At 66.7% G+C, this 6,348-nt stretch carries 4 protein-coding genes; 3 read left to right on the top strand and 1 reads right to left on the bottom strand.

Annotated elements, in window-relative coordinates; translation table 11 throughout:
- Positions 1 to 43 precede the first annotated feature (43 nt).
- The 3 genes from ACIQ67_RS12710 (at position 44) to ACIQ67_RS12720 (ending at position 5,026) form a co-directional block, all read left to right on the top strand.
- Positions 44 to 1,459 (top strand): sodium:proton antiporter, encoded by a 1,416-nt coding sequence (locus ACIQ67_RS12710; protein WP_397534736.1) that lies wholly within the window; start codon positions 44 to 46, stop codon positions 1,457 to 1,459.
- 11 nt (positions 1,460 to 1,470) lie between these two features.
- Complete coding sequence (locus ACIQ67_RS12715; RefSeq protein WP_397534737.1) at positions 1,471 to 2,472, top strand: 2-hydroxyacid dehydrogenase; 1,002 nt, start codon at positions 1,471 to 1,473, stop codon at positions 2,470 to 2,472.
- Between the two features lie 220 nt (positions 2,473 to 2,692).
- The gene (locus ACIQ67_RS12720) at positions 2,693 to 5,026 is read left to right on the top strand and encodes a putative bifunctional diguanylate cyclase/phosphodiesterase (RefSeq protein WP_397534738.1); all 2,334 of its coding nucleotides are present in this window, start codon (positions 2,693 to 2,695) and stop codon (positions 5,024 to 5,026) included.
- 43 nt (positions 5,027 to 5,069) lie between these two features.
- On the opposite strand, the gene ACIQ67_RS12725 is transcribed toward ACIQ67_RS12720, so the two are convergent.
- Positions 5,070 to 6,348, bottom strand: a 1,279-nt coding sequence (locus tag ACIQ67_RS12725; RefSeq protein ID WP_397534739.1) for a putative bifunctional diguanylate cyclase/phosphodiesterase, incomplete at its 5' end; no start/stop codon positions are given.

Below are 6,348 nucleotides of genomic sequence, written 5' to 3' on the forward strand. Positions count from 1 at the left end.
GGGTTCAGCCCGGTTTCAGCCTGAAGCAGGAAGATCCCCGCGCATGAAGAACAAAACCACACATCGCCTCGGGCTGGCCCTGAGCTTGGCCCTGTTCGCCCCGCTGGCCCAGGCTGCGGATCTGGACGGCAGCGCCTTCAACGCGCTCTGGGCCGTGCCCTTCGCGGGCATGCTGCTGTCGATCGCGATCATGCCGCTGGCAGCCCCGCGTATCTGGCACCACCACTTCGGCAAGATCGCTGCCGGCTGGGCGCTGGCATTTCTGCTGCCGTTTGCGGCCATCCAGGGCCTGGGCGCAACGGGCGGTGTGCTGGCCCACGCGCTGCTGGCCGAGTACCTGCCCTTCATCATCCTGCTGACCGCGCTGTTCACCAGTGCCGGCGGCATCTATGTACGCGGCAATCTACATGGCAGCCCGCTGCTCAACACCGGCCTGATGGCCATCGGTGCCGTGCTCGCCAGCTTCATGGGCACCACCGGCGCATCGATGCTGATGGTGCGGCCCCTGATCCGGGCCAACGACAACCGCAAGCATGTGGCGCATGTGCTGGTGTTCTTCATCTTCATTGTTAGCAATGCCGGCGGCTCGCTGACGCCGCTGGGTGACCCGCCGCTGTTCCTCGGTTTCCTGAAGGGCGTCGACTTCTTCTGGACCGTTAAGCACATCTTCCCCGAGACCCTGTTCCTGCTGGGCAGCCTGCTGGCAATCTTCTTCGTGATCGACAGCTACTGGTACCGCAAGGAAGGCGTGCTGCCGCAAGACCCGACTCCGGACAGCGCCAGATTCGGCCTGGAGGGCGCGATCAACCTGCTGCCGCTGGCCGCGGTGATGGGGCTGGTGCTGATGAGCGGCATCTGGAAGCCGGGCATCAGCTTCAATATCGCCGGCACCGAAGTCGAGCTGCAGGCGCTGGTGCGCGATGCATTGCTGATCGTCGTGACCTTGGTGTCGCTGACTATCACGCCGCGTGCGGTACGGGAGAAGAACCAGTTCAGCTGGGCGCCGATGCAAGAGGTGGCTAAGCTTTTCATCGGCATCTTCCTGACCATGATCCCGGTGCTGGCCATGCTCAAGGCCGGTGAACAGGGCGCTTTTGCCGCCGTGGCCCGTGCCGTCACCGGTGCCGACGGGCAGCCGCTGCCCTGGGCCTATTTCTGGTTCAGCGGCGTGCTGTCGTCCTTCCTGGACAACGCGCCCACCTATCTGGTGTTCTTCAACCTGGCCGGTGGCGACCCGCAAGTGCTGATGACAACGCTGGCGCCCACGCTGGCGGCCATCTCGGCCGGCTCGGTCTTCATGGGCGCCAACACCTATATCGGCAACGCGCCCAACTTCATGGTCAAGGCCATCGCTGAGGACCGCGGCATCCGGATGCCCAGCTTCTTCGGCTACATGGCCTGGTCGGGCGCGGTGCTGATTCCGCTGTTCGTTGTGATGACCTTCATCTGGTTCCGCTGAAAGGCCTGCAAATGAGTGATGCCAAGCGTCCGCGCGTGCTGGTGGCCCGGCGTGTTTTCGACTCCGTCGTGCAGCGCCTGGGCGTGCACTTCGAGGTCGAGACCAACGCTGGCGACACCGTCTGGTCCAAGGCCGAGCTGATCGCCCGCCTGCAGGGCAAGTCCGGCGCCTTCATCACCGGCAGCGAGCGCATCGATGCCGAAGTGCTGGACGCCTGCCCGCAGCTCAAGGCAGTCTGCAATATGGCGGTCGGCTACAACAACATCGATCTGGCGGCCTGCAACGCGCGCGGCGTGCTGGCCAGCAATACGCCGGACGTGCTGACCGAGACCACGGCCGACTTCGGTTTCGCGCTGATGATGGCCGCTGCGCGCCGGATGGCCGAGAGCGAGCACTTTCTGCGCCGCGGCGAGTGGAGCAAGTGGGCCTACGACATGTTCAGCGGCGCCGATGTGCATGGCGCGACGCTGGGCATCCTGGGCATGGGGCGCATCGGCCGCGCGATTGCGCGCCGCGGGCACCTGGGCTTCGGCATGCCGGTGATCTATCACAACCGAAGCCGCGTTGCGCCCGAGCTGGAGGCCGAGGTCGGCGCCAGCTACGTATCCAAGGACGAGCTGCTGGCCCAGGCCGACCATCTGGTGATCGTGCTGCCGTATTCGGCCGATTCGCACCACGCCATCGGCGCTGCCGAGCTGGCGCGCATGAAGTCCAGCGCCACGCTGACCAATATCGCTCGCGGCGGCATCGTCGACGATGCGGCGCTTGCCCAGGCGCTGGCCGAGCGGCGCATTGCCGCCGCGGGCCTTGACGTGTTTGAGGGCGAACCCAAGCTGAACCCCGCGCTGCTGACGGTGCCTAACGTGGTACTGACGCCGCATATTGCCAGCGCCAGCGTCCGGACGCGGCTGGCGATGGCCGATCTGGCAGCGGACAACCTGATCGCCACGCTCACTGGCGGTACTCCACCGACAGCGCTCAACCCCCAGGTGCTTTCTGCTTTGCGTGGCTGACCGGCCCAGTGGGTGGCATAACCTGTGAATTCCGTGACTTAGTACCGTCTTGCATCGCTACTGGTCGACGCATGTGTCGCTAAAGTCTGGGACATTGCATTTGCCTGGGCGCGCTTTTGTGGCGTTAGGTAAACTCCATCCAGAACAGCAGGGAAGCTGCCTCAGGCGCACCACGTCTGGGGGCGCCTGCCTTCAACGCCGACTCGGCTGATTCCGACCCATGCTGCTTGTTTCTCATGTCCGACGCTGGCGGGCCTGGCTGCTCAACAGCGCAGGCCCTGGCGTGGGCGCAAGTGCCGATGCGGCAACGACCGATGCTGTGCAGCTGAGCGTGTTGCGGGTGGTGCTGCTGATCTCTGTGCTGCTCTGCGGCGCACTGAGCCTGCATGTGGCGATCTCGGGCCTGGTGCAAGGGCGCTGGATGGCTGTCGGGATCATGTCGGCAGTGATGCTTTTGGTGTTGCTGGCCGTGCGGAACTCAGGCGTCGAGCCCAGACGTGGCGCGGCCTTGCTGGTGGCGGCCATCTACACCTCGAGTGTGGGCATTCTTGTCAGCACGGGCTGGTCGCCTGTGCTGTCGAGCATGGGCTACGTGTTTGCTTACGCGGCCCCCTTGGTGGCCGGATTGCTGCTGAGCTGGCGGCTTGCTTTGGCATTGATGCTGCTTAACACCATCGGCTTCGCCTTGGCGAGCAGCGGCCTGGTCTGGCCGCAGCTGCCGCAGGAATGGGTGCGTCTACCAGCCGCCAGCTTCTACATCCATACAGGCGTCTATGCCTTCTTCAATGTGGCGCTGCCCCTGGCCGTGTACCGACTCAGCGCCGGCATGCGCGCCAGCCAGGCTGAGCTGCGACGCAGCCTGCAGCTCAGTGAGGACGTGTTCCAGGCCGTGAGTGCACCGACCCTGGTCTGCACGGGCGATGACCGCATCCTGCGCGCCAATATGCGCTTCATGCAGATGCTGGACTCTGCCGAGGAGGCCGCTCTGGTTGGGCAGCCCGTGGCGCGGATCCTTCACCAGGGCGACCGGCAGGCGCGCGAGCTGATGCCGGCGGGATGGCGCACAGGCATCGGGCGGAGGTGGTGGCTGGGCCATTCCGTCGAGCCACGTGCCGTCGTGCTGCGTTCATGTCGGCAGGCCGCTGCGGGACTGTGGGTCTACAGCTTCGAGGATGAGACGCCGCTCTTGCGTGCGCAGTCCGACCTGGCCGAGTCGATGCGTCGCGAGCGCCAGGCCAGCCGTGTGGATCCTGTGACGGGTCTTCCCAACCGGCTTCGTTGCAGCCGCCTGCTCTCGCACTTGTCGCGCCGTGATGCCGGGCAGCGCTGCCGCGCGCTGCTGACGATCCGCATCAACAACCTGCGCCAGCTCAACGCGCGTTTCGGTGTCGATGGCGGAGACCAGGCGCTGCGCAGCTTTGTCCAGAGTTTGCTGCGGCAGCTGCCCGGTGGCTGCGTGGCGGCCAGGGTGCGCGCGTCGGTGATCGCCGTGGTCTGGCATCCGGTGGATCAGGAGGTCCAGGCTCTGGCCCATGTGCAGGCGCTTCGGGAAGCGCTGCCGGTGCAGACCTGGATCGACGGCCAGCTGGCCGCGCTGGACCTGAGCTTCGGCCTGGTGTGCCTGGGCCATGAGGGCGCCGGCATGTCCGCCGTGGTGGACGGCGCCGAGTGGCTGCGCCGCAGTGAACTGGCGCTGGACCTGGCGACAGATCCACGCTGGCGCCTGCGGTTCGACGGCATCGGCATGTTCAACGCCCAGACGGGCGCCCAGGTCAACCGGGCGATGGCCATCGAAGCCGCCTTGCCTCACGCGCTGAGCCATGGCGAGCTGCATTTGATCTTTCAACCCAAGTTCGATCGCTCGCAGTCCCTGCTCGGTTTCGAGGCGCTGGCACGCTGGCGCAGCGGATCGATCGGCGACATCTCGCCCGTCGATTTCATCCCGGCGGCCGAGGCCAGCGGCCTCATCACCCAGCTGACCGACTGGGCCATGGATGCGGCCTGCGCGCAGCTGGCACGTTGGCATACACAGGGCGCGCATGCACTCACGGTGGCCGTCAATCTGTCGGCCCATGACCTGGAGCGTGCCGACCTGTGCGAGCGCGTGCTGGCCACGGTGCGGCGCCACGGCCTGGCGCCTGCGGCGCTTCAGCTGGAGGTGACCGAGTCCGCGCTGGCGCAGCGCGAAGACGCCGCGCTGGAGCAGTTGCGGCACCTGCGCGCCGCCGGGTTCTCGCTGGCGGTGGACGATTTCGGCACTGGCTATTCGTCGCTGGCCAAGATGGTTGATCTGCCGCTGGACGTCATCAAGATCGATCGCAGCTTCCTGCGCGATTGCCCTGGCGATGCGCGGCGCGAACGCGTGGTGCGCAGCATCGTGATGCTGGCCCATGGCCTGAAGCTGGAAGTAATCGCCGAGGGCGTGGAAACACCGCTACAGCAGAGCTTTCTGCACGCTTTGGGCGTTCAGGGTCTGCAGGGCTACCTGCTCGGCCGGCCCGAGCCGGCGGCGCACTGGAGCGCGCTGATCGCGTCAGACACCCTGCCTGCCTGAGGATCGTGGGCAGCGTGGGCGAAGGACTGCCGGGCGGTTGCGCTCAGGCGCTGCCAGGCGGGCGGAACTGCTGCTGCTCCAGCAGCGCGGTGGCCGCATCGACCGGGCCGGGGCGCGCATACCAGTAGCCCTGCATCGCGTCGCAGCCCAGCTCGGTGAGACAGGCCTGCTGCTCGGCCGTCTCGACGCCTTCGGCCACCACATGCAGGCCCAGGCTGTGACTGAGTTGGATCAAGGCCTCGACGATGGCCTGATCCTCCTGGCTGCGGCACAGCGGGCGGATGAAGCTCTGGTCGATCTTCAGCCGGTTCAGCGGGAAGCGGCGCAGGTAGGACAGGCTGGCATAGCCGGTGCCGAAATCGTCGATGGCCAGCTGCAGGCCCAGCTCGCGCAATGCGTGCAGGTTGCGGATGGTTGACTCGGCATCGCCCATCACGGCGCCCTCGGTGATCTCCAGCTCGATCTGCGCCGGATCGGCACCGCTGCTGTCCAGCGCTTCGCGCACGCTGTCCAGGAAGCCGGGATGCTGGAACTGGCGCGGTGACACGTTGACGGACACCACTGGGCGGCCGAGCCCGGTATCTCGCCAGGCGCGCGCCTGGCGGCAGGCGTGCTGCAGCACCCAGCGGCCGATCTCGATGATGCGCCCCGAGTCCTCGGCCAGCGGAATGAAGACGGCCGGTGAGACCGGCCCTTCGGCAGTGGTCCAGCGCAGCAGGGCCTCGAAACCGAGCAGGGCACCGCTGCGCAGGTCGCGCTGTGGCTGGTAGTGCAGCTGCAGTTCGCCGCGGTCCAAGGCTTGCGCCAGCTTGGCTTCCAGCCGCAGCTGTTCGCGCTGCTGCTGGGCCAGGACCTCGTCGAACAGGCGGTAGCTGTTGCCGGGGTGCGCGCGCGCATCGCGCACCGCCAGCTGGATGTGGCGCGCCACGCCGGCCGCCGTGTTCGCGTGGCGCGGATAGGCTGCCGCGCCCAGATTGATCGTCACCACCAGCTCCTGCTGGTCCAGCACAAACGGGCAGTCCATCGCCTCGGTCAGCGAGGCCAGCAGCAGGCGCGCGTCGGCGTCGCCGCTGTCGTTCTCGATCAGGCACGCGAACGAAAGACCATCGAGTCGATACACCCGCCCGGCGCGCGGCTCCAGCACTTTCTGCAGGCGTGCGGCGATCTGCACCAGCAGGCGGTCGCCGAGTTCGTGGCCTAGGGAAGCTCTGCACAAAGCACCGCCGGTTGTGCTCGGTGCCGATTGAAGAGGTTTCGTGACGCCGGTGTCGTCGTCAGCAGCAGGTTTTGGGTGCATTTGCGCATCAACGTGCCGCTGGTTT

The organism is Roseateles sp., from assembly GCF_044373315.1.
In the GTDB taxonomy this organism is placed as follows: domain Bacteria; phylum Pseudomonadota; class Gammaproteobacteria; order Burkholderiales; family Burkholderiaceae_C; genus JACDQM01.

Excerpts from the sequence above, each read along its gene's own strand:
- ACIQ67_RS12710 (WP_397534736.1), top strand. The coding sequence starts at position 44 with ATGAAGAACAAAACCACACATCGCCTCGGGCTGGCCCTGAGCTTGGCC.
- ACIQ67_RS12715 (WP_397534737.1), top strand. The coding sequence starts at position 1,471 with ATGAGTGATGCCAAGCGTCCGCGCGTGCTGGTGGCCCGGCGTGTTTTC.
- ACIQ67_RS12720 (WP_397534738.1), top strand. The coding sequence starts at position 2,693 with ATGCTGCTTGTTTCTCATGTCCGACGCTGGCGGGCCTGGCTGCTCAAC.